Below are 25,813 nucleotides of genomic sequence, written 5' to 3'. Positions count from 1 at the left end.
CAAAATGCCCTGGGAAACAGCTTGCATGGCTGTTGAAAATCGCCGATTGGCGAGCCGATTATCCGTGCATGGGAGACAGACATGCCCAGTTTCGACCCTTCCACGCTGCAGCTTGGCAGCGAAAGCAAGATCCCCGCCTCGCCCGAGGAAGCCCGGCTCGACAGAGTTCCCAATCCGCAGGCCGACACGCTCTATCTCGCCCGCTTCACTTGTCCAGAATTCACCTCGTTGTGCCCGGTGACGGGGCAGCCCGATTTCGCCCATCTCGTCATCGACTATGCGCCGAAGGACTGGCTGGTCGAGTCCAAGTCGCTCAAGCTCTATCTCACCAGCTTCCGCAATCACGGAGCCTTCCACGAGGATTGCACCGTGGCCGTCGGCCGCCGCCTCGTCGAACTGTTGGAGCCGCGCTGGCTGCGCATAGGCGGTTATTGGTATCCGCGCGGCGGCATTCCCATCGACGTGTTCTGGCAGACCGGCAAGCCGCCCGAAGAACTCTGGCTGCCCGACCAGGGCGTACCGACCTATCGCGGCAGGGGCTGAATCCGGGGCCGCCGGCCCGTCGGCCGGCTCTTCCTCGCAGGCAAGCGCCGCGTTTCCAAGAGCCGACCGGGATGCCGGAGGCCCGTCCCCTCAGCCCTTGGCGATCGCGTCGAACTGCTTCAGGCGTGCCAGCAGCGCCTCGAGCTGGTCGAGCGGCACCATGTTGGGACCGTCGGACGGCGCGTGATCGGGATCCTGGTGGGTCTCGATGAAGACAGCGGCCACACCGACCGCCACGGCGGCGCGGGCGAGCACCGGCACGAATTCGCGCTGGCCACCGGTCGAGGTCCCCTGCCCGCCCGGCTGCTGCACCGAATGGGTGGCATCAAACACCACCGGCGCACCGATCTGCTCGGCCATGATCGGCAGCGCGCGCATGTCGGTCACCAGCGTATTGTAGCCAAAGGAGGCGCCGCGCTCGGTCACCAGCACGTTGGGATTGCCGGTCTCGGTGATCTTGGCGACGACGTTCTTCATGTCCCACGGCGCCAGGAACTGCCCCTTCTTGACGTTGACGACCCGGCCGGTACGGGCGGCCGCCACCAGGAGATCGGTCTGGCGCGAGAGGAAGGCTGGAATCTGCAGCACGTCGACGACCTCGGCGACCTTGGCGCATTGGTCGTTCTCATGGACGTCGGTAATGACGGGCACGCCGAACTTCTCGCGGATCTCAGCAAAGATCGGCAACGCCTTGTCCAGGCCGACGCCGCGAGCCCCCTTGGCCGAGGTGCGGTTGGCCTTGTCGAAAGAGCTCTTGTAGATCAGGCCCATGCCGAGCCTGTCGGTGATCGCCTTGATGCCGGTCGCCATTTCCATGGCGTGGTCGCGGCTCTCCATCTGGCAGGGGCCTGCGATCACGGTGAGCGGCAGCGCGTTACCGATGCGGAGCTTGCCAAGGGAAACGACGGAGTGGGCGACGGTCATGGGCGATCCTGGAACTGAGAGGTCATGCCGGAGATAAGGCTGCAGGCGCGCGAAGGCAAGTTCGACTCCCCTCGTGGAGCGGTTCTCTCTCCGCTCAGGCCCTGGGCTCTTCGAAAATCAGGGCTGTGCCGAAATTGTCGGCGGCCGCTACTGCCAGGTGCTTGCGATGGCGGACGAAGGGGATGCCTGCCTGATCGAGGCGGGCAGCCATGCCCTCGAGCGGCGCCGTCACCTTGAAAGCGGCAAGGCGCGGACCATCGGCCAGCGATAGCGTCGGCTCGAGGCCGAGCACGTCACGGTAGCAGTCGGGCGACATTGCCTCCACCGTCCCGCGGGGCGTGACGATCGCCATGTTGCGGGCGCTGGCGCAGACCGCCCTCGATCCGGTGAAGGCTTCGAAGAAGGGCACGGTTGCCGCCGGCTCGGCGGCCAGCATGACGATGCCTCCAAGCTTGACGGCCCCGTTTGCATGGCGCTGGAAGTCGGGATTCCAGAAATTCTGCGGCTCGTGCTGCTGCGTGGCAAAAAAGCCTGACGCCGGCATGGCTGCGTCGGCGGCGAAGGCGAGCGTGAAGGCGACGCGGACCTCCGAACCATCGGGCCGCCTCGCCTGGCGTTCGAAAAAGAACGGCTCGAAACCACCGATACCGGCCTCGTCGAAGGCCAGCCTGTCGGCAGCGGCATCCTGCGCCTCGACCACCAGCATGGCGAAGCCGTCGCCATAGCGATCAAGATAATCTCGGGAGAAGGTGGCAAAACGCGAGCGATCGGCCCAGACAGCATCGGTGATGCCTTCGCTACCAACCGTGATCAGCTCCAGGAAAGTGCCCGGGAACTGCACCACATGGTTCTCGGTGCCCCAGGGGTGGCGGTTGCGGGCGCCGACCGTGAAGCCAAGCGCCCGGTAATGCGAGGCAGCGGCCTCGAGGTCGCGAACGGCAAGAACGAGATGGTCGAGACCGCGTGACATGACGCAACTCCGGATGGGGAGCGGGTCTTCAGACCCGCTTGGAAACGAACCGGCCCATCAGGCGGGTCTGAAGACCCGCCCCCCCGGTCACACCAGGCGGCTCTGTTCGACGGCAGCCGCGATGAAGCTCGAGAACAAGGGATGCGGCTCGAAGGGACGCGACTTCAGTTCGGGATGGTACTGCACGCCGATGAACCAGGGGTGGTCGGCATATTCGATCGTCTCCGGCAGCAGGCCGTCCGGCGAGGTGCCGCAGAACACCATGCCCTTGTCTTCCAGGCGCTCGCGATAGCTCATATTCACTTCGTAGCGATGGCGATGGCGCTCGGAGATCGAGACATTGTCATAGATACCGGCGATCTTGGAGCCCGGCTTCAGCGTCGCCTGATAGGCGCCGAGCCGCATGGTGCCGCCGAGATCGCCGCCCTGAGCGCGCTGCTCGAGTTCGTTGCCCTTCATCCACTCGGTCATCAGGCCGACGACCGGCTCCTTCGTTGCGCCGAACTCGGTCGAATTGGCATTCTTGATGCCGGCGAGCGAACGGGCGCCCTCGATCACCGCCATCTGCATGCCGAAGCAGATGCCGAAATAAGGCACCTTGCGCTCGCGGGCGAAGGTCACCGCCTTGATCTTGCCCTCGGCGCCGCGCTGGCCGAAGCCACCGGGCACCAGGATGCCATGGACGTGCTCCAGATGCGGAGCCGGATCATCCTGCTCGAAGATCTCGCTCTCGATCCAGTCCAGCTTGACCTTGACGCCATTAGCGATGCCGCCATGGGTCAGCGCCTCGGTAAGCGACTTATAGGCATCCTTCAGGCCGGTATATTTGCCGACGATGGCGATGGTAACCTCGCCCTCGGGATTGTGGATGGTCTGGGAGATCTTGCGCCAGCGCGACAGGTCCGGCTTGGGCGCATCCTCGATGCCAAAGGCGGCCAGCACCTCGGTGTCCAGCCCCTGCTCGTGATAGGCGATCGGCACGTCATAGATCGACGCGACGTCGCGCGCCTCGATCACCGCGGTCTCGCGCACATTGCAGAACAGAGCAAGCTTGCGGCGCTCCTCCTTGGGGATCTCCCGGTCGGAACGGCAGAGCAGGATATCGGGCTGGATGCCGATCGAGCGCAGTTCGGCCACCGAATGCTGCGTCGGCTTGGTCTTGAGCTCGCCGGCCGAGGGAATGAAGGGCAGCAGCGTCAGATGGGTGTAGATACAGGCGCCGCGCGGCAAATCGGACTTGATCTGACGGATCGCCTCGAAGAAGGGCAGCCCCTCGATGTCGCCGACGGTGCCGCCGATCTCGACCAGCACGAAATCCACGCCGTCATTGCCCTTGAGGACGAAGTCCTTGATGGCATTGGTGACATGCGGGATGACCTGGATGGTGGCGCCGAGATAGTCGCCGCGCCGTTCCTTGGTGATGATGTCGAGATAGATCCGGCCCGTGGTGATGTTGTCGTCCTTGGAGGCCGGACGCCCGGTGAAGCGCTCGTAATGGCCGAGGTCGAGGTCGGTTTCGGCCCCGTCGTCGGTGACGAAGACCTCGCCATGCTCATACGGGCTCATCGTGCCCGGATCGACATTGAGATAGGGATCGAGTTTGCGAAGGCGGACTTTGTAGCCGCGCGCCTGCAAGAGGGCGCCGAGGGCGGCTGAAGCCAACCCTTTTCCAAGCGAGGAGACCACGCCGCCGGTGATGAAAATGTACCGCGTCATGGACCCCCACTTAGACAAAAACACAATGATTCGACGAGCGGGCAATCGCTGCCCGCAGGATTATTTTCAAGTGACGCAAAGCGTTTTGCGATTTGGTGGAATCACCAAGAATCACAAAGACGCGTCGGAACAATGAGTTAGAGCAAATAAGCGTTCGAGCTTGAACGCGCTTTGCTCTAGGACGCTACAGTCCCGAGCCCGACAATCACGCTGCCGGGCTGTTCATTACGGCTTGGCCGGTGCAGCCGGTTCGCCACCGCCCTGCAGCTGGTCGAACACCGATCCGCCATTGGACGGGGCCGGAGCCGGAGCCGCCGGTGCGGGCTGGGCAGGCGTGGCCGGCTGGCTGGTCGGCGCGGCCGGACGATATTGGTCGAGCAGCGAACCACCCGGACGGCTCTGCTGATTGGCAAGAATCGTCAAGAGCAGGCTGGTGATGAAGAAGGCAGCCGCGAGGCCCGCCGTCGTCCGCGTCAGCAGATTCGCCTGGCCGCGTCCGGTCATGAAACCGCCAGAGCCGCCGCCGATGCCGAGCCCCCCGCCTTCGGAGCGCTGCAACAGCACCACAACAACAAGGGCCAGGACCACCATCAGGTGGATCGAGATGAGAACGGTTTGCATGGACTGATCCGGAAAGAATTCGGGCGCGTTCCTACACGAAGCGAGGGCCGCTGACTACCCCTGTCATATGGGAAGCTGGCATGAGTTGCGCCAGCCCCCGTTCTTGAAGCTCAGGCGGGCTACCTGGCGGCGACAAACGCCTCGTGCTCGCGCACGAGTTCGCCCGACAGCGCCTTGGCAATCAGGGTCCGTGTCTCCGGGATACCGTAGATCGCCGCAAAGGAGCCGAAGCGCGGGCCGCGCTGCTCGCCCAGGAGAATGCGATAGAGCGTGTTGAACCACTCCAGCGAGACGCCGGGGCGCTCGGGCGTGGCGCCCTTGGCCTTGAAGTCCTGATAGGGCGGCAAGCTGCGGCCGACATCATAGACCTTGTCCTGTATCATCGCCGCATCGGCATCGGCCGGCAGCTCGCCGAGGGCGTCGGACAGCGCCACGAGGGCGGCGCGCTCGGCGTCATCAGGCACCGAATACTGCTTGGCCGGCTTCACGAAGTCCCGGAAATAGCGGATCGCGTACTCGACCAGCCTGTCGAGCTGCGGATGGGTTTGCGGCGATGCATCCGGCGCATGGCGGCGCAGGAAGCCCCACAGCACGTCCTTGTTCTCCGCATTGGCGACGGCAACCAGATTGAGCAGCAGCGCGAAATTGATCGTAGTCCGCGCGCCTTCCTGGCCGATCGTCTCCGGCGCCGGTGGATTTCCGCCGTGAATATGCCAGACCGGGTTGCCGAGCTGGTTCTTGGCATCCTGCCGCCCGAATCCGCCCAGAAATTGCAGATACTCGTCGACGGCTCGCGGAATGACGTCGAAATGCAGCTTCTTGGCCGAGCGTGGCGACTGGTACATGTACAATGCCAGGCTCTCCGGCGTGGCATAGGTCAGCCATTCGTCGATGGTCAGGCCGTTGCCCTTCGACTTCGAGATCTTCTGGCCGTGCTGGTCGAGGAAGAGCTCGTAGACATAGTGCTCCGGGGCCGTACCGCCGAGGATCTCGCAAATGGCGTCATAGACCGGCGCGTTGGTCTGGTGGTCCTTGCCGAACATCTCGAAGTCGACATCGAGCGCCGCCCAGCGCGCACCGAAATCCGGCTTCCATTGCAGCTTCACCTTGCCGCCGGTGACCGGCAGCGTCTTGTCGACACCGTCCTCATCGGTGAAGGTAATGGTACCCGCCTTGGCATTCACATCCTTGAGCGGCACATAGAGCACCCGCCCGCTGCTCGGAGAGATCGGCAGGAACGGCGAATAGGTCGCCTGCCGCTCCTCGCCGAGGGTCGGCAGCATGACGGCCATGATCTCGTCGTACTTTTCGGCAGCCTTCAGCAGCACGGCATCGAGCTTGCCGGATGCGTAGTATTCCGTCGCGCTGGCGAATTCGTAGTCGAACCCGAACGTATCGAGGAAGCGGCGGAGCATGGCGTTGTTGTGATCGCCGAAGCTCTTGTAGTCGCCGCCAAACGGGTTGGGAACACGGGTCAGCGGCATCTGCAAATAGGGCTTGAGCGCTTCGGGATCCGGCACATTGTCCGGGATCTTGCGCATGCCGTCCATATCGTCGGAGAAGCAGAGCAGCCGGGTCGGGACGCGATCTTCCGTCAGCAGGCGAAACGCATTGCGCACCATGGTGGTCCGCGCGACCTCGCCGAAGGTGCCGATATGCGGCAGGCCCGAGGGACCATAGCCGGTCTCGAACAGGACCTCTTTCTTGTCGCCGGACCGCTTCTGCAGACGGGCGACGAGCTTCCTCGCCTCCTCGAATGGCCAGGCGGCGGAGACATTGGCGGCCGCGACGAGCTCGGCCGGATAGAGATTTGACATATTCGATCCGATTTTTTCTGCTGCTTGTGGAGGGGAAGCCAGGCGGCGTGCGAGACGGCTTGATTTCCCTCGACCGCAAGCGGAAGGCACAGCCATATTCAGGCTGGGCCGCAGCGTCAATCTTGGCGCGAGCAAATGATCGATCGAGGGGCTTCATGACGCCGCTTCTGGACTATCTGACAGCCGCTCTCGTCACCCTGCTCGTGGTGGTCGATCCGCCCGGCCTCGGCCCGATCTTCCTGGGTGTCACGCGCGGCATGAACAAGGAGCAGCAGCATTCGGTCGGCTGGCGCGCCAGCGTGATCGGCTTCGGCGTGCTCGCCTTCTTCGCCATTGCCGGCGAACCCTTCCTCAGGCTGCTCGGCATCACCACCCCGGCCTTCCGCATCGCCGGTGGCCTCCTGCTGTTCGCTATCGCCTATGAAATGGTGTTCGACCGCTCCAACGTTCGCAAAAACGAAACCGCGGAGACCGCCATCACCAAGGATTTCATCTCCAATGTCGCCGCCTTTCCGCTGGCGATCCCGCTGATCGCCGGCCCAGGCGCCATCACGGCTGTGATGCTGCTCTCCGCCCAGGCCCATGGCGAGCCCGCCAAATTCGCCTCGCTGTTTCTCGTCATCGCCTTCGTCACGGCCTGCTGCTACGTCTCGTTCCGGCTGGCAGGGGTGATCAACAAGCTGCTCGGGATCACCGGCAATGTCGTGCTGACACGGCTTCTCGGCATCGTGCTGTCGGCCCTGGCGGTACAGTTCATCGTCGACGGGGTCAGGGCGATCGTGGCCGGATAGCGGGCCCGCAGCGCGTTCGGCTTCTTTTCCGTCACCGGGGCGGCGTGATGATCGCGCTTCCTGACGCGCCCGACAGCAAAACGCCGGCCACAGGACGTGACCGGCGCTTCGGATAGCCTGTCGATGGGCCTCGTCCGATTTCAGAACGGGATGTCGTCATCCATGTCGGCCGAGGAGAACTTGCTCGAGCCGGCCGGTGCCGGGCGACGTTCCATCGGGCTCGACGAGCCGAAATCGTTGCCCTGATAATCCCGGCCGCCATCACCCTGCCCGCCGCCGCGCGAATCCAGGAGGGTCATCTCGCCGCGATAGCGCTGCAGCACGATCTCGGTGGAATATTTCTCCACGCCCGAGGCATCGTTGTATTTGCGGGTCTGGAGCTGGCCCTCGAGATAAACCTTGGAGCCCTTCTTCAGATATTGCTCTGCGATGCGCGCCAGCCCTTCATTGAAGATGACCACGCTGTGCCACTCGGTCTTCTCCTTGCGCTCGCCGGTGGCCTTGTCACGCCAGCTCTCCGTCGTGGCAATACGCAGGTTGACAACCGGTTCGCCCGAATTGAGCCGCCGCACTTCCGGATCGCGGCCGAGATTACCGACCAGAATGACCTTGTTCACCGAGCCCGACATCGAGGCTTCCTTCCTTCGCTTCACAGCCTGCCGGCCTAACCGGCCCGCACGCCCCATGGCGCCCCGAGGGGCGCCTCCATCATTCCTGCTCTAGCATGCTCCCGGCGCCGCACCCGCAAGGGAATTGGCTTCATGCACAACTAGTTTGTTCCACATTTGTTCACACAATGCAAGCGCCTGACCTTAACTATCCGCTTACCAAACCGCACCAAAGGCCCTGCCATGTCGAACTTGGCCATTTCGCCTCGAATCATGTGGGAATCTGCCGTATCCGGCCAAGAAAACCTTGCCTTTGCCCGATAACTTGCCCAACAAGCAGGTCGAAAATCCGAGCCGCGCTTTCCGTCATCGCTCTTTCGCCACATTGGGCGTGCAGGGGAGCCGCACACTTCAATTCTTAGTTCCATACGAGGGCAGCAACATGGCAGGACCAGGACAACAGCGCGAAGCGAGCGACGGGGCCAACACGGTAGCGGCTCTGGGTTTGCGGCGCGCCGCTTTGCGCGGCATGCTCGCTTCCCCGATCATCGATGCCGACGACCAGAAGGGCCTGCGCGACGAACTCGTCGCCGAACTGCGCTCCATCGCCAATTCGATCTCCCGCGCTCCCGCCAAGAACGCGGTCGAGCTCTGCGCCAAGCTCGACGTGCTCGGTGAGGAATATCGTCCCGACGGCGACAGCGGTTCCATTCGCGAGCTGATCGCCTCGATCCGCCGCGACGTCGTCAGCCTGACCGGCCGCCCTGCGGCCCAGGAGCGCGCCTCCTTCCAGACGATCCGCCCGCTGCACAATGCCCGCGCCGCCGAAACGACCCAGCAGCCGGCTGCGGCCGAAGCAACTGGCGAAGCCAAGGCTGACTAAGCCTTTCTTCGTCGCCGGAAACATCACCCCCGCGGAGCGATCCGCGGGGGTTTTTCTTTGGACTTCCGCCCTCCCCCCTCTGGAACTGCCGGGAGCAAGGCGCGTCCGATCGATTTCGCCTCGTGGCGCAACGCCTCGCCCCAAACGAAAGGGGCAGGCTCGCGCCTGCCCCTTCAACACACCGGCATCCGGACCGACAAGCGCCCTTATTGAGCGTTGTCGCCCTCGCCTTCGTCGTCGCTGCTGCCGCCTTCGTCGCCACCACCGGCACCGCCGCCGCTGCCAGCGCTGAGCACCTGGCCGTTGACGCTCACGGCCTTGGTCGCCGCGTCGAAATCGACATCCCACACAGCCTTGCCGTCAGCACCGGTCTTGGCCAGTCCCTTGATCAGGGCGATGCCCATCAGGGCCGATTCCTTGTTGGGAACCTGCGCGGCGTTCACGGCCGCGATGATCTGGTCGAGATTGGTGGCCGAAATCGTCACCTTGCCCTTCTGGCTCGGCATGACGCTCATCTTGCCTTCAGCGCTCACGGCGCCGGCCGGGGCGGTGAAGGTGCTGGGCGCCAGGGTCACATGCGGCTGTCCGGCCATGAAGAGGGCCAGGAATTGCGGCGTCAGTTCGTTGGGGATCGGCGGATCCTTGCTCGCATCGAAATTCTCGATCGCCAGCTTGGTGATGGCCTCGAGATCGACGCCCTCGAACTTCACATCGATATTGCCCTGGCCCGGAACCAGCGGAGCCACCCAGCCTGGGATGACCGGAGACTGCGGCAGCACCAGCCCATCATATTTGATGTCGATGCCGTAGGAGGCATCCTTGACCGCACCGGTCATGCCGACGCCGTAGCTGAGGCTGCCAAGCTTGACCGGACCGACAGGCGTGTCGATGGTGACTTCATTCAGCTTGGTGGTGCCGGACAGGTTGTTCCACAGCGGCAGGGCTGCAGTCAGCTTCTGCTTGATCTCGGCCTGCTTGGCGATCAGTTCCTTGGGATCCTTGGAATTGGCGGCCATGCCAATGAATTCCAGCACCGTGGAAAGCTGGAAATTGTCGATCTTGCCATCGGTGGTCAGCGACTTGGCCGCGACCTTGATGGTCAGGGGCTTGGTCTTGCCGACGATGTTCTCGACGAAATCGGTGGCCGAACCGGTGGTGCTGACGTCGACGCCCCCACTGCTGCCGGCGGCTCCGGTCAGCTTGGAGGTGATCGCGCCCATGCTCGCGGTCACGGTGCTCTCTGCATCGTCCATGTCCATCGACATCGAGGCGCAGGTCGCTTCATAGCTCGAGAAGGTCGAGATCTTGGGATCGAACACGCCCGTCGACTTGCAAGGCGCCGTAACCTTCATCGCGAAAGGCTTGTCACCCTGGGTGCCGCTGAAATTGTAGTTGATCGGCGAATCGCTGGTCACCGCATAGGTGCCGTCCGAATTGGGCGTGGCCAGATAGGTGATCGGATCGAAGCTCGCAGTGACGCCGGCTCCCTTGAGCTGGGCCAGGGTGGAGCTGAGGTCGAGCTTCACGGCATAGGCACTGCCCTGCGGGGTGATCGACAGGATGCCCTTCTCGAAAAGGCCGCTGCCGAGCGTCTTGGCGAGGCTGTCCTGCAGTTGCTTGGCGCCATCCGCCGATACGCCCTGCGCAAAGGCGGGAGCGCTCAGCAGCGTCGCGGCCAGCAGCGTGCTCCGAAAAGCCAGCCTGGCGGCGGGACTGCGGCGTTTCATGCGAAGAAGTTGCATGGAGTTTCCTTCAGTGGGTGGTAAGCCGTTTCGCGGCGCACTCTTAACGCATAATCATGAGGTGCGCACGCCTGGGTCGATGAAAGAGCGGTGGACGTTCAGAACCGGCTTTGAACCGGTACAGCAGCACTAGGCCCCGTCGCGATCGGAAACGAGGTGCCGAAACGCACATGACACATTCGATAGTCTCCGTGACGGGAGCGTTTATCACGCTGCAGGTGGATCATCCTGAGGCTGTTATGGATTATGGATGAGGCAACGGACAGTTCCGCACGTCACAAACCTTCCTCGATACAGACAACGACGCGCGAGCGCCGCCGAGTAGCCATGCGGCGGTCACCACCCAGGGTAGCATCCTAGCACCAGCCCTCAATCGATACATGACAAGAGGTCAAAAAAACGGCGAGAACCGCGATTGCCAGCATGAAACGTTTACGGTTTCGCAGCATTATGCGATGAAAACAAAAGTGCCCTCGGTAATGGTTCGGTGTTAGACCTACATCGCTGCCTTCCGAAAAAATGGAAGCGACAATGACAATTCTGAAGATCCTCACCGCCGTTTTCGTCCTGGCCGGCCTGGCAGCCTGCGCCAGCGACTATGGTCAGGCCGACCGCCGTCCGGCTTACGTCGTCGGTCCGGATACGCCGTTCCCGCGCTGAGCCCTGCGGCCGTAACAAACGCCTTGCCGGTCATTCGTACGGGTCGAGGTTGTTCATCTATGGCGCTGTAAAATTCGGGCTACAGCCCCTATCAGGTTTTTCAGCCTGCACGAACGCCCTGCCGATCCGGTAGGGTTTTCTTTTGGCAGAAGCATCAGCCCGGCACGTTCTTCCCCAACACAGTGAAGCTCATCAGCAACCGCGCCCCTTCTGATCAAGACATGGGGGTGGTGCAGCACCATGGGTACGTCCGCTGCTTGAGAGAGGCCCCCGACGGGAAGGATCCTGAGCCAAACTTGGCGCAGCCACGGCGAGGAACTGCCCGCCAGCCTCTCAAAAGAAAAAACCCGGCGCGCATCGACGGCCGGGTATTCAGTTACATGACAATGAGTACGCCGGTCAGAAGGGGGACTGCCGACCGTCGCACTGAATTATCGGACGAGCCGGCAGGAAGCTGCAACCGGTGGACACGGGCGGCACAGGGATTGTGGAAAGACAACAAAGGACTGGCAGCACGCGATCGCCTGGCGCCCCCATACCAAGGTATGGATTGTTGGGAACCGAGCCGGTCTCTACGATCCAAGGGCTTCTTTGGAAATGGAAGCTGGAGGCCCGGGTCTTTAATCAGACAGCCCCCCAGCCCTAAGCCGGGCCTCCTATTTTACCTCCCCCTCATCAAGCCGATCCGGTCAAGCCAGCGTGCCAATTCAGCGGCGCTCGCTGCTCCGGCAGGCTGTCTAGGTCCCACGAACCAAAGGCGATCTCACCGAGCCCAACCTTGTTCCCGGTGAAGCGAATCCTTTTCGTCGGCCAAAGAAAACCCGACGCTGTCGGACGCCGGGCCAAGGTGGTTGCCTGCGGCACCTTATTGCACCGCAAGGTGAATTGTGGAGGTTCGGCATAATTCGAACGTGATATTGCACCGCACGGACAGTGGCGCCCTCGCCCCTCCGGGACCCGAGGTACCTTGGGCACCATATACCTTCGGTTGAGTGGGCGGCAAATGCCACAATCTGAACAAGAAGTGATAGCACCTGACTTCGAGGGAGGAATTGGGGGGCGCCATGGAGAACCACATGCGCTTCATTCGCAATACCTCAACCCTGACAAAGGCCCTGTCCGCCGCCCTCCTTGGGGTTTCCCTGTTCGCGACTCCCGTTCTCGCCAACAATGGCAAGGGAGGTGGTGACGGTGGTGGCAATGGCGGTGGCCACGGTAATGGGAATGGTTCGGCTCATTCCTCCAGCGCCTCTGCTGGAGACAGCGACCAGGGAAGCACATCAGACCTTTCGGCAAGCCAGCTTGGTAAGTTGAACGGCTTTCTTCATGCTTCGCCATCTGCTCTCAAGCATGCGTCGCCGAAGTCGGCTATCGGGAAGGTCGTGGCCTATGGCGGCTTGCTGGAGGGCTATCTTTCTCCCCAGCAGGGCACGACGGCTCCGACCCTCGCTCAACTGGCGGCAGCCCTTGCGGCAGCGACCAACAAGCCTCTCACTCCGGCTGTGATCGAAGCTATAAACGCCAAACTGGCCGCGACCAGTCCGACGTTGGCCACGGCAATTTCCGGATATAGCGGCGGCGCATCCGGCCTGGCCAAGGATATTTCCAGTGCGGCGTAGCACACGCCGCACTGGATAAGTCAGCGTGCCAATTCACCATCGGTCGCTGGCTCCAGCCCGGTCGGGCGCCATTCAAACACCCGATCGGGCTACCCAAAGAAAAACCGCAGCGATGACAAGCAGGCAAATTGGGCTGTCGCGCAAGGCAGTCTGAGGGGCTTCTGAAACAAAGGCCGGTTGCCAGGCCAATACAGACATGAATGCCGGGATCTTCCGTTCTTGCCCGCCAGAGGCAGCCTTCCACAATGCGGGCCGCCCATTCAACCCATCCGGGAAGATGGCGCAATATCGACGTCGATGAGGGAAGTGGCGGAGACGCAGGGATTCGAACCCTGGATACCCTTGTGGGGTATGCTCATTTAGCAAACGAGTGCCTTCAGCCTCTCGGCCACGTCTCCATTGCCACCCGGATAGACAATCCCGGTCTGGCAATCAAGGTAAAATCGCAACCACCCCCAAGCTTTGTGACGGACACCGTCACGGACGCGGCCCAGCGTCCCGCACGGCAGGGCATGGCGGGAGAACAAGCCGACCTTGGATGTCGCAGGCGATCTTGCGATGGGCGAGTTCGCGAGATTGCAAATCGGCTCGATGAAGCGCCTGGGACGAGCCAGCATTTCCACTGACACGCAGTTTGTTCTAGGAAGCGTCAAGGAGAGACAGCATGAACAGCACTGCCAAGTCCCAAGCCGCCATTCCCAGCTCCGCGATCACGCCCAGCCGAGATATCGAGCGCCTGCTCGAGATCATGGCGGCCTTGAGAACTCCCCGCACCGGCTGCCCCTGGGACCTCGAGCAGGATTTTGCCAGCATCGCCCCCTATACGATCGAAGAGGCCTATGAGGTGGCCGATGCCATCCAGCGTGGCGACATGGCCGATCTCACCGACGAGCTCGGCGACCTCCTGCTGCAGGTGGTTTTTCATGCCCAGATGGCGCGCGAAGAAGGTCTGTTCGATTTCGGCAGTGTCGTCGAGGCGATCACCACCAAGCTGATCCGCCGCCACCCGCATGTCTTCGGCGAGGCCAGGAACCTGCCGCCGGCTGAGGTGAAGAAACTCTGGGCTGAGATCAAGGCGCAGGAAAAAGCCGAACGCGCCCGCCGTCATCCCCCCGCCGGCCCGGAAAGCGCCCTCGAAGGCGTGCCTGCCGCCATGCCGGCGCTGACGCGAGCCGTCAAGCTTCAAGAGAAAGCGGGCAAGGTGGGCTTCGACTGGAACGACATCCGCATGGTGCTTGCCAAGGTACGCGAAGAAGCGGACGAGATCGAAGCCGCACTCGATGAAGGGGCCGACAAGGACGCACTGACGGCGGAAATCGGCGATCTGCTTTTCGCCGTCGCCAACATCGCCCGCCATGCCCATGTCGATGCGGAAGGCGCCCTGCGTGGTGCCAATGCCAAGTTCGAGAGGCGCTTTCACTTCATCGAAGCCCGCTTGAGCGAGAAGGGCACGACACCGGCCCAGTCGAGCCTGGACGAGATGGATGGCTTGTGGAACGAGGCCAAGCGAGCTGGGCTGTAACCCCCTCTCCTTCTCCCGTGAGCATCGCTTTCCCAGCGAGTTCGATGGCACTTCCAGCCGTCGCACAGCCTCGCTGGCCGTGCGCGGCATTCCGTGCGACAACCCCGGACGCACCCGCATTCCTCGTCCCGCGTGATCCGCCATGTCGTCCAGCCTCCCCCCTGCCGATGCATCCGCCGCCCTCAGCGTGGAGGAACGGCGCGAGGCCATCGTCAATCTGGTGCGTCAGCACGGCTTCGTCGGCGTCGAAATGCTGGCCAGTCGATTCGGCGTTACCGTCCAGACCATCCGGCGTGATCTCAACGATCTGAGCGGCGAAGGACGGCTGGCCCGCTATCGCGGCGGCGGCGGCCTGCCTTCGAGCGTCGCCAATATCGACTACAGCGCTCGCCAGATCATGAACCAGGCGGAAAAGGAGCAGATCGCCAAGCTGGTGGCGCGTCACGTCCCCGATCACGCTTCCATCTTCATGAATATCGGCACCACCACGGAGGCCGTGGCCGCCGCGTTGATCCACCATCAGGATCTGCGGGTGATCACCAACAATCTCAACGTGGCGACGATTCTCTCGCGGCACACCGATTTCGAGATCACCATCACCGGCGGCTCCGTGCGCAACCGGGATGGCGGCGTGCTCGGCCCGGCCTGCGTGGACATGATCAGCCAGTTCCGAGTCGATATCGGCATCATCGGCATCAGCGGCATCGACAGCGACGGCACACTGCTCGATTTCGACTATGACGAGATTCGCGCCGCCCAGACCATCCTGCGCAACGCCCGCAAGACCTATCTCGTCACCGACCACACCAAGTTCCAGCGCAGACCCCTGCTGCGCATGGCGTCGATCACCGAAGTGAGCGCCGTCTTCGTCGACCAGACTCCCCCTCAGGCACTTGCCGAATTGCTGGCGAGCAGCGGCACGGAGCTTCACATCGCCAACCTCTGATTGCGCAACACCACCTCGACGAGAATTGTGACACTGTTTGTCACCTAAAATTCGCCGCTACGTCATTTTCGAATCCCTGCATTCCGAAAATGACGCATTAAAGCGCAAGCGACATTCTACATCTATGCTCGGCTCATCTTTCTCGCCGCCCCGCAAAATCGCGTTACCATGGTACCGCGATTTGTAAAACCACCAAATAACCCCAGTGTTTTCGACGAACCGACCACTGGTTCATTCATGTTGCAGCGCAACCTGGGCGCCTGCAATGTCGTTTCTGAATAAATCAACCTCGACCAAAAATGTTCGTTTCCATGGAAACGAAAGAAAAAACTTTCTGTTGCGAAAACAAGAAAGCGCGACAACATTGCCGCCGAAACAAGCGCCTTCATCAATGAAGGATCGAAATACAGGGAGACGGAACGCCATGGTCCACGCCACCTCGCCATGCTCGACCGCCGTCCCCGCCACTGCCCTGCCGCGGAGTGACACCCCATGAATCAACAGGCTTCCGCAAATGAGATTTTCGACGTCTTCGTGATCGGCGGGGGCGTCAATGGATGCGGCATTGCCAGGGACGCCGTTGGTCGTGGCTATTCTGTGTATCTGGCCGAGATGAACGATCTGGCCAGCGGCACGTCGTCCAAGGCTACCAAGCTGATCCATGGCGGCCTGCGCTATCTCGAATATTACGAGTTCCGCTTGGTGCGGGAAGCCCTCACCGAACGCGAAATCGTCTGGCGCAACGCACCCCATCTCGTCCACCCGCTGCGTTTCGTGCTGCCCTATTTCAAGGGCCTGCGGCCAGCCTGGATGCTGCGGATCGGCCTGTTCCTCTACGATTATATCGGCGGCCGCAAGAAACTGCCGCCCACCCGGACGCTCGATCTGCGGCGCGACGAAGCCGGCAAATCGCTGAAGCCGATCTTCTCGAAAGCTTTCGAATATTCCGACTGCTGGGTGAACGATGCCCGCTTCGTGGCCCTCAATGCCCGCGATGCCGCCGACCGCGGCGCCATTGTCCGCACTCGCTGCAAGGTCGTCTCGGCGCGCCGCGACGCCGGCCTGTGGCACATCCGGCTGCGAGACCAGATCAATGGCACGGAGAACGAGGTCACGGCCCGTCTCCTCGTCAACGCCGCCGGTCCCTGGGTCGACACCGTGCTGGCGGATGTCGTCGCGCACAAGGAGCCGAACCAGGTGCGCCTGGTCCAGGGCAGCCACATCATCGTGCCCAAGCTCTTCGACCACGACCGCTGCTACATCTTCCAGAACCCGGACGGGCGCATCATCTTCGCCATTCCCTATGAAGATGAATTCACCCTGATCGGCACGACCGACCAGGACTACAAGGATGATCCGGCCAAGGTCGCGATCACGTCCGGCGAGACGGAGTATCTGTGCAAGGCGGCAAGCGAGTATTTCGCCAAGGAAATCAAGCCAGCCGACATCGTCTGGACCTATTCGGGTGTGCGGCCTCTCTATGACGATCACGCCACCGCCGCCCAGGCAGCCACCCGCGACTATGTCATCAAGGAAGAGTTGATCGACGGCGCGCCGCTGATCAACATCTTCGGCGGCAAGATCACCACCTATCGCCGCCTGTCGGAATCGATCCTCGAGCATATCGAGAAGACCTTGGGTGCCAAGGGCAAGCCCTGGACCGCCGATGCCCCCCTGCCGGGCGGTGACATGCCCAATGCCGATCTCGATGCCTTCATCCGCTCGCTGATGGCGCGCAAACCCTTCCTGTCCCCCGCCCTCGCCCGGCGCCTGGCCAAGGCTTACGGTACGCGCGCCTTCAAGTTCCTGGACAGTGCCAACGGCATGGCCGATCTCGGCCGGGATTTCGGCATGGGCCTCACCGCTGCCGAGATCGACTATCTCGTCGACCAGGAATGGGCCGTGACCGCCGAGGACATCCTCTGGCGCCGCTCCAAGCTTGGCCTGCATCTGCCGCCCGAGGCGGCCGGTGACATCTCCGCCTATCTCGCCGCCAGGCAGAAGGCGCCCGTTCCCCACTGAACTCGTTCCCAGATCCAACCGGACTGCAAGAACATATCGAGGAGGAAAGCATGACCAAATATGTCGGGTCCATCGACCAAGGCACGACCAGTACCCGCTTCATCATCTTCGACCGGCGCGGCGAGATCATCTCCGTCGACCAGAAGGAACACGAGCAGATCTATCCCAAGCCCGGCTGGGTCGAGCATGATCCCGCCGAGATCTGGCGCAACACCCAGAGCGTGATCGCCGGTGCCCTGAAGAAGAAGGGACTGACCACGGCCAACCTGGTCTCCGTGGGCATCACCAACCAGCGCGAGACGGCAGTCCTGTGGAACCGCAAGACCGGCGCAGCCGTGCACAACGCTCTGGTCTGGATGGACACCCGTACCGACAAGCTCGTGGCCAAATTCGCCAAGGAGGGCGGCCAGGATCGCCTGCGCGCCAAGACCGGCCTGCCGCTTGCCACCTATTTCTCCGGCCTGAAGTTGCGCTGGCTGCTCGACAACGTTCCCGGCGCCCAGAAGGCGGCCGAGGCCGGTGACCTTCTCTTCGGCAATCTCGACACCTGGCTGGTGTGGAACCTGACGGGCGGCACCAAGGGCGGCCTGCACCTGACCGACGTTACCAACGCCTCGCGTACCCAGATGATGGACCTGGAGACGCTGGACTGGGATGCCGACATTCTCAACCTGTTCGATATTCCGCGCGCCTGCCTGCCGCAGATCCGCTCTTCCAGCGAAGTCTATGGTACCTGCACGGGCGTGCTGGCTGACGTTCCGGTGGCCGGTATTCTCGGTGACCAGCAGGCAGCCCTGTTCGGCCAGGCCTGCCTGCAGCCGGGCGAAGCCAAGAACACCTACGGCACCGGTTGCTTCATGCTGATGAACACCGGCGACAAGCCCTTCCACTCCACGGCCGGCCTGCTGACCACGCTCGGCTACAAGCTCGGCGACAACAAACCCATCTACGCCCTGGAAGGCTCGATCGCCATTGCTGGCGCGCTGGTGCAATGGCTGCGCGACAACCTCAATCTGGTGAAGACCGCGCCGGAGATCGAGGCCCTCGCCAATACCGTAAAGGACAATGGCGACGTCTATTTCGTGCCGGCCTTCTCCGGCCTCTACGCGCCGCACTGGAAGGAAAGCGCCCGCGGCGTGATCGCCGGCCTGACGCGCTTCGCCAACAAGGGCCATATCGCGCGTGCCGCCCTGGAGGCGACCGCCTATCAGACCCGCGAAGTGCTCGATGCCATGACCAAGGATTCGGGCGTGCAGATCAAGGAATTGCGGACCGACGGCGGCATGGTCGTCAACGAGCTGCTGATGCAGTTCCAGTCCGACATCCTCAACGTTCCCGTAGTGCGGCCCAAGGTCATCGAGACGACCGCCCTCGGCTCGGCCTACGCGGCCGGCCTGGCGACGGGGTACTGGAACTCCACCAAGGACATCTCGGAAAACTGGGGCGTCGACAAGCGCTGGCACCCGATGATGAAGGAAGAGCAGCGCAGCAAGCTCTTCAGCGCCTGGAACAAGGCCGTCAGCCGCTCGCTCGACTGGGCCGTCTGACCATCACGAACCAGGGAGGGCCGCACCCGGGGGGTGACGGCCCCACAACACAGGGAAGAAAAACATGGCAGTTGGGTTTGTTGGTGAGCTGATGGGCACGGCCACGCTCATCCTGTTCGGGGACGGTGTCGTGGCCAACGTATTGCTGGCCAAGAACAAGGGCCAGAATTCGGGCTGGATCGTCATCACCGCCGGCTGGGCTTTCGCGGTGCTCTGCGGCGTGCTCGTCGCCGTCGCGGCGGGTGCCCCGGGTCATCTCAATCCGGCGGTGACCCTGGCCTTCGCGACCGCGACCGGCGATTGGAGCAATGTCGTCCCGTTCATCGCGGCCCAGTTCATCGGCGCCTTCATCGGAGCCATCCTGGTGTGGCTCGCGCATCTGCTGCACTGGGGTGAGACTGAAGACCAGGGCCTCAAGCTCGCGGTGTTCTGCACCGGCCCCGCCATCCGCAACTACGGCGCCAATCTGGTGACGGAAATCATCGGCGGCTTCGCCCTGCTCTTCGTCGTCGCCGCCATCGGTTCGAAGGGTGTGGCGACGCCGGGCTATCTCGCGCCTTTCATCGTCGGCATGGTGGTCTGGGGCATCGGCGTCTCGCTCGGCGGTCCCACCGGCTATGCCATCAATCCTGCCCGTGACCTCGGCCCGCGCATTGCTCACGCCGTGCTGCCGATCGCCGGCAAGGGCGGTTCGGACTGGGGCTATTCCTGGGTGCCGGTCGTCGGCCCGGTGATCGGCGGCATCGTCGCCCTCATGCTGGCGAAGGCGACGGGCATGATGTAACGGGCATGCCCGCAAGAGACCAAGATGCCCCACTCTTGAAAATGGCCGGCTCGTCCGGCCATTTTTATTGCTGTTACCGCCGTTGTCGCGTCGAGCCCGACGTGACAGTTATACCAATGGTCATGAGCCGGCCCGTCGGATTGTTTTCGGAGCAAGACAGCGATGAAACGCATCCTGATCACCGGCATGTCCGGAACCGGCAAGACGTCAGTGATCCGCGAATTGCTCGCCCGTGGCCACCAAGCCCATGACCTCGATACGCCGGAATGGTCGCATTGGGTTCCGGCCGCCCCGGGAGATGACCTGACACCCGGCCAGGGCGAGGACTGGGTCTGGCAACTCGACAAGGTCGAGGCCCTGCTGTCGCGATCATCCCCCGGGCCTTTCTTCGTCAGCGGCTGCGCCGAGAACATGGCTGAGGTCTTTCCCTTGATCGACGCCATCGTCCTGCTCTCGGCTCCCCTTCCCACCATCATGGCGCGGCTCGCCGCCCGAACGGGTTGGGGCTATGGCCATGCCGAGGAAGAGCGTCGCAAGGTCGCCGAACTGATCATGGCGGTCGAGCCGCTCCTGCGCCGTTCGGCCGATTTCGAGATCGACACCCGTCAACCGGTGCAAGCAACCGTCGACGCGCTATTTCGGTTTATCGGATCTCGCAGACGTCTGTGCTGCCATCCGCGATAACGGCGCCATCACGCCCATCCCCGTACCGTGGCGAGACGATCGCATGCGGGGGGCTGCCATGTCACGTATGGGCGTTGTCAGGACGGAGCGATCAGGCGCGCGGCATGCCGGGAGCCGAGCAAGCCTGTGCGCCGTCGTTTTCGGCCTTGCAATGGCTGCAGGAGCGGCCGAAGCCGCACCGGCCATCCAGTGGGAAGTTGCCAATCGCTTTCCCCTGTTTCGCAATGAGGACCATTTCCGTGCCCTCGCCGGCCTCTATGCCGACCTGCCCTTGGCCGATCGCCAGAACCAGCCCGTGATGGCGCTCGAGGTCGAGCTGGAAAAGCGCGCCGATGCCAGGCAACTCGGCAAGGCTTTCGGCGATCCCGCGACGATCTGGCGTTTCGGCTGGGCCTCGGCCCTTGCCCGCAGCACCTGCTTCAGCGCCACCAATCGCGGGCATTGGGGCTGCAAGCTGGCCAATGGCGAGGACTATGTCGGCGCCCGCAAGAGCGACATCCTCGCAAGCATCACCGAAGCCCCTGCGGGTCGCCAGTGCCAATGGCTGGTCAATGGCTCGGTGGCCGCTACGGCAGCTTGCGACACCGCGCAGATACGCCTAACCGACATCCCCATCGGCACCGCCTTCACCCTGTCCGTCAAGGCTGACGGCTCGACCCTGGCCGAAGCGCCGGACCAGACGATCCGACCGATCACCATCCTCGGCATGGGTGATTCCTTCGCCTCCGGCGAGGGGAACCCCGACAAGGCCGCGGTGCTCGGCACCGACGTCAACAATTTCCAGGAATCGTCGCATCTGCCGGGTGAATCGGGATGGCGTGGCAGGCTGCGCCTCTACCCCCTCCGCTACAAGCACAATTTCGACAAGAGCTTCGGGATCGGTGCCCTGTGGATCAACCAGCAATGCCATCGCTCGCTCTATTCGCACCAGCTCAAGGCGGCCCTGGCGCTCGCACTGGAAGCGCCGCATGCGAGCGTGACCTATCTGGGCTATGGCTGCACTGGCGCCGAAGTCTTCGAGGGCCTGCTCGGCTACTGGGTCGCCCGCGACGACGTCCCCAAGGACAGGCCGGGCAAAGCCGGGCAGTACGATGCCTCGCCGCAGGTCATGCGGGCCTTGCGTGACCTCTGTCCCCTGCCCCTCACGGGCTATAATCGCTTCTCGCCGCCGGCGCATTTTTCCTGGGACACCGATCTCAAGCGCTGCGCTGCCTTCAAGCGCAAACCCGACATCCTCCTGCTCAGCATCGGCGGGAACGATATCGGCTTTTCCCGGGTCATAGCCGGCGAGGCCCTGGCCGCCAGCAGCAATTTCCTGTCGCTTAGACGAACCGCCGAAAGGCTTTGGATCAAGGGGGCTGGTCCCATCACCTTTCAGGATGCCACGGCAGCGGAGAGTTCGCTGGCCGAGCGCTATCGCGTCCTGGCCCAGGCCTTCGAGCGGCTCCTGGGCCTGACGGCCTCCCAGGTCATCCAGACCGGCTACCCGCAAATGCTGCACACGGGTAGCGGCACCTGTCCGCATGCCCCCAGCGGCGAAGCCGGAACGGCCGGAATGGATCTTCACGAGATCTTCCGGATCAGCAAGCCGACCACGGGCCCGGAATCGGTCACCTTCGTCGACGGTCTCAACTCCAAGATCCCGACCCTGGTCGGATGGCAGGTGGTCAGCGACTTCGCTGCAGCCTTCAAGGGCCACGCCTTGTGCCAGCCTGGCATGGCGGACGGCAGCAATGCCCCGGACGGGCTTCGCTTTCCGATCAGCAATCCAACCGGACAACGCTGGACGCCGTTTTCGCCGCCGGCCTGGCAGGCCTATCGCCCGCGGCAACGCTGGTTTGTCACACCGAACGATGCCTTTCTCGCCGCCAATACCATGCGTACGCTGGCGGGCAGTGGCGGCGATCCGCACATGAACGGTCGCGCCCAGCCCGTCCTGGCCGCCACCCTCAGCGGCTCCTTCCATCCCAATGCGCTTGGTCAGGCCGCCATGGGGGACGGGGTACTGAAGGCTCTGCGCCAGAAGCTGGGATTGCCCGCACCCACCGCCCCGGCGCCGTAGCGACCGCCCGTGCCGAAAGGGCAATCTCGAACGGGCTCCAAGATTAACCATGTCGCGAGAATGCCGGCCGCCTGGTGATCTCCCCGAAGATCAGGAAAAACGCTCGTTTTCCTCTCGATCGACGTCATTTCGGCCAGTAAAACGACCTTGAACACTATCAGAGCGAATCGCAATTAATATATTGGGCCAAATCTTGTCTGACTGGGCCTTGCTTCCGTCCGATTCAAGACCAAAAGTTAATTTTCAGTAAATGAGCCATTCATCGTAGCGTAGCGTAAGGATGCTCAACCATGAAGAGACTTCCGGGTCTGATCCTGATCACCGGCCTTGCCGTCAGCACGGCCTCCTGCAGTTCGAGCCCGGCCGGGCGAGCCTTCAACGGCGCCCTGATCGGCGGCACCAGCGGCGCCATCGTCGGCAGTCTCGTCGCTCGCCAGCCGACCACCGGCGCGCTGGTCGGAGGTGCCATCGGAGCAACCACCGGCGCTGTCGTCGGTCTCGTCACGACGCCGGAGCCCGCCCGAACCAGTTGGTTCTGAAGTCCAGCGCTCCAAGCCCCAAGGAAGCAGGGTCCGTTGCGCCAGACGGACAGCCAGGGCAACGCCGACTGGCTCCAGTTCACCTCTCCATTTGACGCTCGACACCGCCAAGCGCCATAGTCGTGCTGTCGTCGCACGCCGTGTGTGGAGGGCCTTCGATGTCGAGACCGGTCACGGGTTCGGCGGGAGCCATCATTCTGACGATCTGCCTGGCTCTACCGGCGCTCTCGTCGGAGCTGGCGCCGTGGCCCCCTCGCGATCCCGGACAGCCCGAAGCGAACGTCGCCATGACGAGGGGCTGGATCACCACCTTGCGAGAAATCCGTGACTTCGCCAGCCTGCAGAAGGCGGCCGGCTCCGGCGGCAAGCTTCTTGCCGTCGAAACCGATCTGGAAACACCCCGGGCAATCTATGGCTGGAAGGGACTGGACGGCCGCGGGCAGATGAAGGTCTTTCTCTATCGCAACGGAGATTTCGGTATCACCGCCACGCCTGCAGACGGGGCGGGTGACATCACCATGAACAACTCGGGGGCCTTCGTCTGCCCTTCCTGCTCGCCGCCGGTCGATGCCTGCGGGCGGCGTCCCTCATGGGTGTCGCACAGCGTGCATTGGGATGGATCCGATTGCCATTGCACTATCACCGGTCCGCAGACATTGCGGCCTGGCCCGTGTTGAAGGCAGGTTCGGACTAGGCAAAACCCGCAACCAGGATGAGCTCCCGGCTACCCGCCTCTACGGGCTGACGATCCCAATCGCCGTACCAGATCTGGCGAGAAAATCCGGCCTTCTCGGCAAGAGCAGAAATCGTCGCCTGGGACGCGAAGCGCAAGGTGCTGCGGCTGGAGATCTCCGTTCCATCATCGAAGCGATAGATGGAACGAAAAGATACCAGCTCGCCCTGTTTCTCGATATCGACATGCGCCGTTTCGGTGGCCCCCGCCACGGAACTCCCCACCAGCGGCTTCGCCCATTCTTCCCAGATCCGCGCGTCGGGATTGCGCGTCTCGAACGCGAAGCGCCCGCCCGGCGACAGCCTTTGTTTCACGGCCCGCAGGAAGGCCAGCGTGGTCTCGTCGTCGAGCAGAACCTGGAACGCGTGCCCGGTCATCACGGCAAGGTCGAAACTTCCCTGGACCTCTCCGACCAGTCCGTGAACCCACCGCACCAGTTGCCCCTGCGGACGCGACCGTGCCACGTCCAGCATGGCTGCGGCCGGGTCGACAGCGGTGACTGCATGCCCCTGCCGGGCAAAGGCTGTCGCCATCATCCCGGTTCCGCATCCGATATCGAGGATGGCGAGCGCCGGTCTGCCTGCCAAGGCGAGGTAGAAGTCGCTGTCCGGTCCCCACGGGTTCTCCATGTCGTAGAGAGCCACCAGGCGCGGATCGGTGTAATGCGCACTCAGCTCATTCAACGGCTGCGATCCCGAACCGCCGCCTGACCTGGTCGGCACGTTCCGGGGCCACGCGCACGGAGACATGGGTGACGCCATCCTCGTCGGTCTCGCGGGCCAGCACGTCGGTGTTGGCATGCAGCCAGGCAAGGCCTGCGCCATCCGCGGGAGGGATGTCGATGGCGAGTGTCAGCCGTCCGGCGGCAACCACCGCCTCGACCCGGTCGAGCAGTGCCGGCAGCCCTTCCCCGGTCACGGCCGAGACCACCACGGGCCGATTCCCGCCTTCGCGCCGGGAGGCCGTCAGCAACGCCTCGCGCCCCGGCTCTTCGAGGAGATCGACCTTGTTCCAGACCTCGATCACCGTCTGCCTCGTCCCCTCCTCGATGCCGAGGCTGTGCAGGATGGAGCGCACGTCGCCCGCCTGGGCTTCGGTGTCGCCATGGGAGATGTCGCGCACATGCAGGATGACATCCGCCTCCAACACCTCTTCCAGCGTAGCGCGGAAGGCCGCCACCAGCATGGTCGGCAATTCGGAGATGAACCCCACCGTATCGGACAGGATCGCCTTGGTGCCATGCGGCAGCTTGAGTGCCCGTAGCGTCGGATCCAGCGTGGCGAACAGCATGTCCTCGGCCAGCACCTCGGCGCGGGTCAGCCGGTTGAACAGGGTCGACTTGCCGGCATTGGTATAGCCGACGAGCGCCACGATCGGATAAGGCACCTTGCGCCGGCTGATGCGATGCAGGGAACGGGTGCGTTTCACCTGCTCGAGCTCGCGCTCCAGCTTCACGATGCGATCCTGCAGCAGGCGCCTGTCGGATTCGATCTGGGTTTCACCCGGACCGCCGAGGAAGCCGCCGCCGCCGCGCTGGCGTTCGAGATGGGTCCAGGATCGGACCAGGCGACCCTTCTGATAGTTGAGATGGGCGAGCTCGACCTGCAGCGTACCTTCCTTGGTGCGCGCGCGCCGGCCGAAGATTTCGAGGATGAGGCCGGTGCGGTCGATCACCTTGGCGCCCCAGGCCTTTTCCAGATTGCGCTGCTGCACGGGCGACAGGGCGCAATCCATCAGCACGAGGGTGATATCCTCAGCCTCGACGACCGCCTTGATCTCCTCGACCTTGCCTTTGCCGATATAGGTCGAGGGCCTGATTTCGCCGAGCGCGACCACGACGGCACCGACCACATTGAGATCGATGGCGCCGGCTAGGCCGACGGCCTCTTCGAGCTTGGCTTCGGGTGATCGCACGAGGTCGTTCTCGCTCCGGCGCGACAGCACCGGGGCGACGACATAAGTTCTTGTGCCGGAAGCAACTTCCAGCTCATGCGCATCGATGCGATGCGCCGGATCCTTGAGAGTATTTGCTGTCAAACGTCAACTTTCGGGCGGGGTTGCCCCCGCCACCGCCGGTACG

General features: G+C 63.2%; 24 protein-coding genes and 1 tRNA gene. 14 read left to right on the top strand and 11 right to left on the bottom strand.

The genetic code is table 11. The features are described 5' to 3' along the window. The first annotated feature begins 81 nt into the window (after nucleotides 1–81). Complete coding sequence (queF, locus tag ABXS05_RS00845; RefSeq protein ID WP_068290819.1) at nucleotides 82–543, top strand: preQ(1) synthase; 462 nt, start codon at nucleotides 82–84, stop codon at nucleotides 541–543. A gap of 90 nt (nucleotides 544–633) precedes the next feature. Here the strand turns inward: queF and kdsA are convergent, their stop codons facing one another. The 5 genes from kdsA to ABXS05_RS00820 form a co-directional block, all read right to left on the bottom strand. Continuing rightward, on the bottom strand, nucleotides 634–1,467 hold the full coding sequence (gene kdsA / locus ABXS05_RS00840; RefSeq protein WP_367622588.1) for a 3-deoxy-8-phosphooctulonate synthase: 834 nt from the start codon (nucleotides 1,465–1,467) through the stop codon (nucleotides 634–636). Nucleotides 1,468–1,561: 94 nt separating this feature from the next. Beyond that, entirely contained in the window at nucleotides 1,562–2,437 is an 876-nt protein-coding gene (locus ABXS05_RS00835; RefSeq protein ID WP_367622587.1) for a VOC family protein, read from the bottom strand. Between the two features lie 87 nt (nucleotides 2,438–2,524). Further along, a complete protein-coding gene (gene pyrG, locus ABXS05_RS00830; protein ID WP_311938135.1) occupies nucleotides 2,525–4,153 on the bottom strand; it encodes a CTP synthase in 1,629 nt (542 codons plus the stop codon). A gap of 225 nt (nucleotides 4,154–4,378) precedes the next feature. Continuing rightward, a complete protein-coding gene (gene secG / locus ABXS05_RS00825; protein ID WP_311938133.1) occupies nucleotides 4,379–4,774 on the bottom strand; it encodes a preprotein translocase subunit SecG in 396 nt (131 codons plus the stop codon). Nucleotides 4,775–4,893: 119 nt separating this feature from the next. After that, on the bottom strand, nucleotides 4,894–6,591 hold the full coding sequence (locus ABXS05_RS00820; protein WP_311938131.1) for a lysine--tRNA ligase: 1,698 nt from the start codon (nucleotides 6,589–6,591) through the stop codon (nucleotides 4,894–4,896). Nucleotides 6,592–6,746: 155 nt separating this feature from the next. On the opposite strand from ABXS05_RS00820, the gene ABXS05_RS00815 reads away from it, so the two are divergent. Continuing rightward, nucleotides 6,747–7,382 carry a MarC family protein gene (locus tag ABXS05_RS00815; protein ID WP_068290829.1) on the top strand — a complete coding sequence of 212 codons (636 nt, stop codon included), beginning with the start codon at nucleotides 6,747–6,749 and terminating at the stop codon, nucleotides 7,380–7,382. A 140-nt stretch (nucleotides 7,383–7,522) separates the two neighbouring features. On the opposite strand, the gene ssb is transcribed toward ABXS05_RS00815, so the two are convergent. Further along, a complete protein-coding gene (ssb, locus tag ABXS05_RS00810) occupies nucleotides 7,523–8,011 on the bottom strand; it encodes a single-stranded DNA-binding protein (RefSeq protein ID WP_068290831.1) in 489 nt (162 codons plus the stop codon). 421 nt (nucleotides 8,012–8,432) lie between these two features. Between ssb and ABXS05_RS00805 the strand changes: the two genes are divergently transcribed. After that, a complete protein-coding gene (locus ABXS05_RS00805) occupies nucleotides 8,433–8,873 on the top strand; it encodes a hypothetical protein (RefSeq protein WP_367622586.1) in 441 nt (146 codons plus the stop codon). 206 nt (nucleotides 8,874–9,079) lie between these two features. On the opposite strand, the gene ABXS05_RS00800 is transcribed toward ABXS05_RS00805, so the two are convergent. Continuing rightward, nucleotides 9,080–10,615, bottom strand: a complete 1,536-nt coding sequence (locus ABXS05_RS00800; RefSeq protein WP_367622585.1) for a hypothetical protein — start codon at nucleotides 10,613–10,615, stop codon at nucleotides 9,080–9,082. Between the two features lie 531 nt (nucleotides 10,616–11,146). Here ABXS05_RS00800 and ABXS05_RS00795 point away from each other — a divergent pair. Both ABXS05_RS00795 and ABXS05_RS00790 read left to right on the top strand, forming a co-directional pair. Further along, entirely contained in the window at nucleotides 11,147–11,275 is a 129-nt protein-coding gene (locus tag ABXS05_RS00795) for a YgdI/YgdR family lipoprotein (protein WP_245197435.1), read from the top strand. 1,076 nt (nucleotides 11,276–12,351) lie between these two features. After that, nucleotides 12,352–12,894 carry a hypothetical protein gene (locus tag ABXS05_RS00790; RefSeq protein WP_367622584.1) on the top strand — a complete coding sequence of 181 codons (543 nt, stop codon included), beginning with the start codon at nucleotides 12,352–12,354 and terminating at the stop codon, nucleotides 12,892–12,894. Nucleotides 12,895–13,201: 307 nt separating this feature from the next. Here ABXS05_RS00790 and ABXS05_RS00785 read toward each other — a convergent pair. Continuing rightward, nucleotides 13,202–13,292 (bottom strand) — tRNA-Ser (locus ABXS05_RS00785). Between the two features lie 311 nt (nucleotides 13,293–13,603). Between ABXS05_RS00785 and mazG the strand changes: the two genes are divergently transcribed. Both mazG and ABXS05_RS00775 read left to right on the top strand, forming a co-directional pair. Next, a complete protein-coding gene (gene mazG / locus ABXS05_RS00780; protein WP_367623414.1) occupies nucleotides 13,604–14,416 on the top strand; it encodes a nucleoside triphosphate pyrophosphohydrolase in 813 nt (270 codons plus the stop codon). A 142-nt stretch (nucleotides 14,417–14,558) separates the two neighbouring features. Further along, the gene (locus tag ABXS05_RS00775) at nucleotides 14,559–15,362 is read left to right on the top strand and encodes a DeoR/GlpR family DNA-binding transcription regulator (RefSeq protein WP_311938122.1); all 804 of its coding nucleotides are present in this window, start codon (nucleotides 14,559–14,561) and stop codon (nucleotides 15,360–15,362) included. 231 nt (nucleotides 15,363–15,593) lie between these two features. Here ABXS05_RS00775 and ABXS05_RS00770 read toward each other — a convergent pair whose 3' ends face one another. Beyond that, nucleotides 15,594–15,863, bottom strand: a complete 270-nt coding sequence (locus tag ABXS05_RS00770; protein ID WP_367622583.1) for a hypothetical protein — start codon at nucleotides 15,861–15,863, stop codon at nucleotides 15,594–15,596. Here ABXS05_RS00770 and glpD point away from each other — a divergent pair. The 7 genes from glpD (at nucleotide 15,855) to ABXS05_RS00735 (ending at nucleotide 23,677) form a co-directional block, all read left to right on the top strand. Further along, nucleotides 15,855–17,384 carry a glycerol-3-phosphate dehydrogenase gene (glpD, locus tag ABXS05_RS00765; RefSeq protein WP_367622582.1) on the top strand — a complete coding sequence of 510 codons (1,530 nt, stop codon included), beginning with the start codon at nucleotides 15,855–15,857 and terminating at the stop codon, nucleotides 17,382–17,384. The genes ABXS05_RS00770 and glpD overlap by 9 nt on opposite strands. A gap of 50 nt (nucleotides 17,385–17,434) precedes the next feature. Further along, complete coding sequence (glpK, locus tag ABXS05_RS00760) at nucleotides 17,435–18,931, top strand: glycerol kinase GlpK (protein WP_367622581.1); 1,497 nt, start codon at nucleotides 17,435–17,437, stop codon at nucleotides 18,929–18,931. Between the two features lie 64 nt (nucleotides 18,932–18,995). Continuing rightward, entirely contained in the window at nucleotides 18,996–19,715 is a 720-nt protein-coding gene (locus tag ABXS05_RS00755; RefSeq protein WP_311938115.1) for an MIP/aquaporin family protein, read from the top strand. A gap of 162 nt (nucleotides 19,716–19,877) precedes the next feature. Further along, nucleotides 19,878–20,399 carry an AAA family ATPase gene (locus ABXS05_RS00750; protein WP_367622580.1) on the top strand — a complete coding sequence of 174 codons (522 nt, stop codon included), beginning with the start codon at nucleotides 19,878–19,880 and terminating at the stop codon, nucleotides 20,397–20,399. A gap of 58 nt (nucleotides 20,400–20,457) precedes the next feature. Further along, nucleotides 20,458–22,461, top strand: coding sequence for an SGNH/GDSL hydrolase family protein (locus ABXS05_RS00745; RefSeq protein ID WP_367622579.1), 2,004 nt, complete (start codon nucleotides 20,458–20,460; stop codon nucleotides 22,459–22,461). A gap of 290 nt (nucleotides 22,462–22,751) precedes the next feature. Continuing rightward, nucleotides 22,752–23,000, top strand: a complete 249-nt coding sequence (locus tag ABXS05_RS00740; protein ID WP_105862915.1) for a YMGG-like glycine zipper-containing protein — start codon at nucleotides 22,752–22,754, stop codon at nucleotides 22,998–23,000. Nucleotides 23,001–23,158: 158 nt separating this feature from the next. Further along, nucleotides 23,159–23,677, top strand: coding sequence for a hypothetical protein (locus ABXS05_RS00735; protein ID WP_367622578.1), 519 nt, complete (start codon nucleotides 23,159–23,161; stop codon nucleotides 23,675–23,677). Nucleotides 23,678–23,690: 13 nt separating this feature from the next. Here the strand turns inward: ABXS05_RS00735 and ABXS05_RS00730 are convergent, their stop codons facing one another. Together ABXS05_RS00730 and hflX are read right to left on the bottom strand one after the other, a co-directional pair. Next, nucleotides 23,691–24,416: a class I SAM-dependent methyltransferase gene (locus ABXS05_RS00730; protein ID WP_367622577.1), complete on the bottom strand. Its 726-nt coding sequence runs from the start codon at nucleotides 24,414–24,416 to the stop codon at nucleotides 23,691–23,693. Further along, complete coding sequence (gene hflX, locus ABXS05_RS00725) at nucleotides 24,409–25,770, bottom strand: GTPase HflX (protein ID WP_394309253.1); 1,362 nt, start codon at nucleotides 25,768–25,770, stop codon at nucleotides 24,409–24,411. Before hflX ends, ABXS05_RS00730 begins: the two co-directional genes overlap by 8 nt. Between the last annotated feature and the right edge of the window lie 43 nt (nucleotides 25,771–25,813).

Source organism: Labrys neptuniae (assembly GCF_040797145.1).
Lineage (GTDB): Bacteria > Pseudomonadota > Alphaproteobacteria > Rhizobiales > Labraceae > Labrys > Labrys neptuniae.
Note: the sequence above shows the minus strand (reverse complement) of the source record. Positions and strands in the feature narration are given on the sequence as shown.

Bases quoted from the DNA above. Each gene is read 5' to 3' on its own strand.
- ABXS05_RS00800 (WP_367622585.1), bottom strand. From the start codon at position 10,615: ATGCAACTTCTTCGCATGAAACGCCGCAGTCCCGCCGCCAGGCTGGCT.
- kdsA (WP_367622588.1), bottom strand. From the start codon at position 1,467: ATGACCGTCGCCCACTCCGTCGTTTCCCTTGGCAAGCTCCGCATCGGT.
- ABXS05_RS00735 (WP_367622578.1), top strand. From the start codon at position 23,159: ATGTCGAGACCGGTCACGGGTTCGGCGGGAGCCATCATTCTGACGATC.
- ABXS05_RS00820 (WP_311938131.1), bottom strand. From the start codon at position 6,591: ATGTCAAATCTCTATCCGGCCGAGCTCGTCGCGGCCGCCAATGTCTCC.
- ABXS05_RS00795 (WP_245197435.1), top strand. From the start codon at position 11,147: ATGACAATTCTGAAGATCCTCACCGCCGTTTTCGTCCTGGCCGGCCTG.
- glpD (WP_367622582.1), top strand. From the start codon at position 15,855: ATGAATCAACAGGCTTCCGCAAATGAGATTTTCGACGTCTTCGTGATC.
- ABXS05_RS00755 (WP_311938115.1), top strand. From the start codon at position 18,996: ATGGCAGTTGGGTTTGTTGGTGAGCTGATGGGCACGGCCACGCTCATC.
- ABXS05_RS00815 (WP_068290829.1), top strand. From the start codon at position 6,747: ATGACGCCGCTTCTGGACTATCTGACAGCCGCTCTCGTCACCCTGCTC.
- secG (WP_311938133.1), bottom strand. From the start codon at position 4,774: ATGCAAACCGTTCTCATCTCGATCCACCTGATGGTGGTCCTGGCCCTT.
- ABXS05_RS00790 (WP_367622584.1), top strand. From the start codon at position 12,352: ATGCGCTTCATTCGCAATACCTCAACCCTGACAAAGGCCCTGTCCGCC.
- pyrG (WP_311938135.1), bottom strand. From the start codon at position 4,153: ATGACGCGGTACATTTTCATCACCGGCGGCGTGGTCTCCTCGCTTGGA.
- glpK (WP_367622581.1), top strand. From the start codon at position 17,435: ATGACCAAATATGTCGGGTCCATCGACCAAGGCACGACCAGTACCCGC.
- ABXS05_RS00750 (WP_367622580.1), top strand. From the start codon at position 19,878: ATGAAACGCATCCTGATCACCGGCATGTCCGGAACCGGCAAGACGTCA.
- ABXS05_RS00805 (WP_367622586.1), top strand. From the start codon at position 8,433: ATGGCAGGACCAGGACAACAGCGCGAAGCGAGCGACGGGGCCAACACG.
- ABXS05_RS00775 (WP_311938122.1), top strand. From the start codon at position 14,559: ATGTCGTCCAGCCTCCCCCCTGCCGATGCATCCGCCGCCCTCAGCGTG.
- queF (WP_068290819.1), top strand. From the start codon at position 82: ATGCCCAGTTTCGACCCTTCCACGCTGCAGCTTGGCAGCGAAAGCAAG.
- ABXS05_RS00740 (WP_105862915.1), top strand. From the start codon at position 22,752: ATGAAGAGACTTCCGGGTCTGATCCTGATCACCGGCCTTGCCGTCAGC.
- ABXS05_RS00835 (WP_367622587.1), bottom strand. From the start codon at position 2,437: ATGTCACGCGGTCTCGACCATCTCGTTCTTGCCGTTCGCGACCTCGAG.
- ssb (WP_068290831.1), bottom strand. From the start codon at position 8,011: ATGTCGGGCTCGGTGAACAAGGTCATTCTGGTCGGTAATCTCGGCCGC.
- ABXS05_RS00745 (WP_367622579.1), top strand. From the start codon at position 20,458: ATGTCACGTATGGGCGTTGTCAGGACGGAGCGATCAGGCGCGCGGCAT.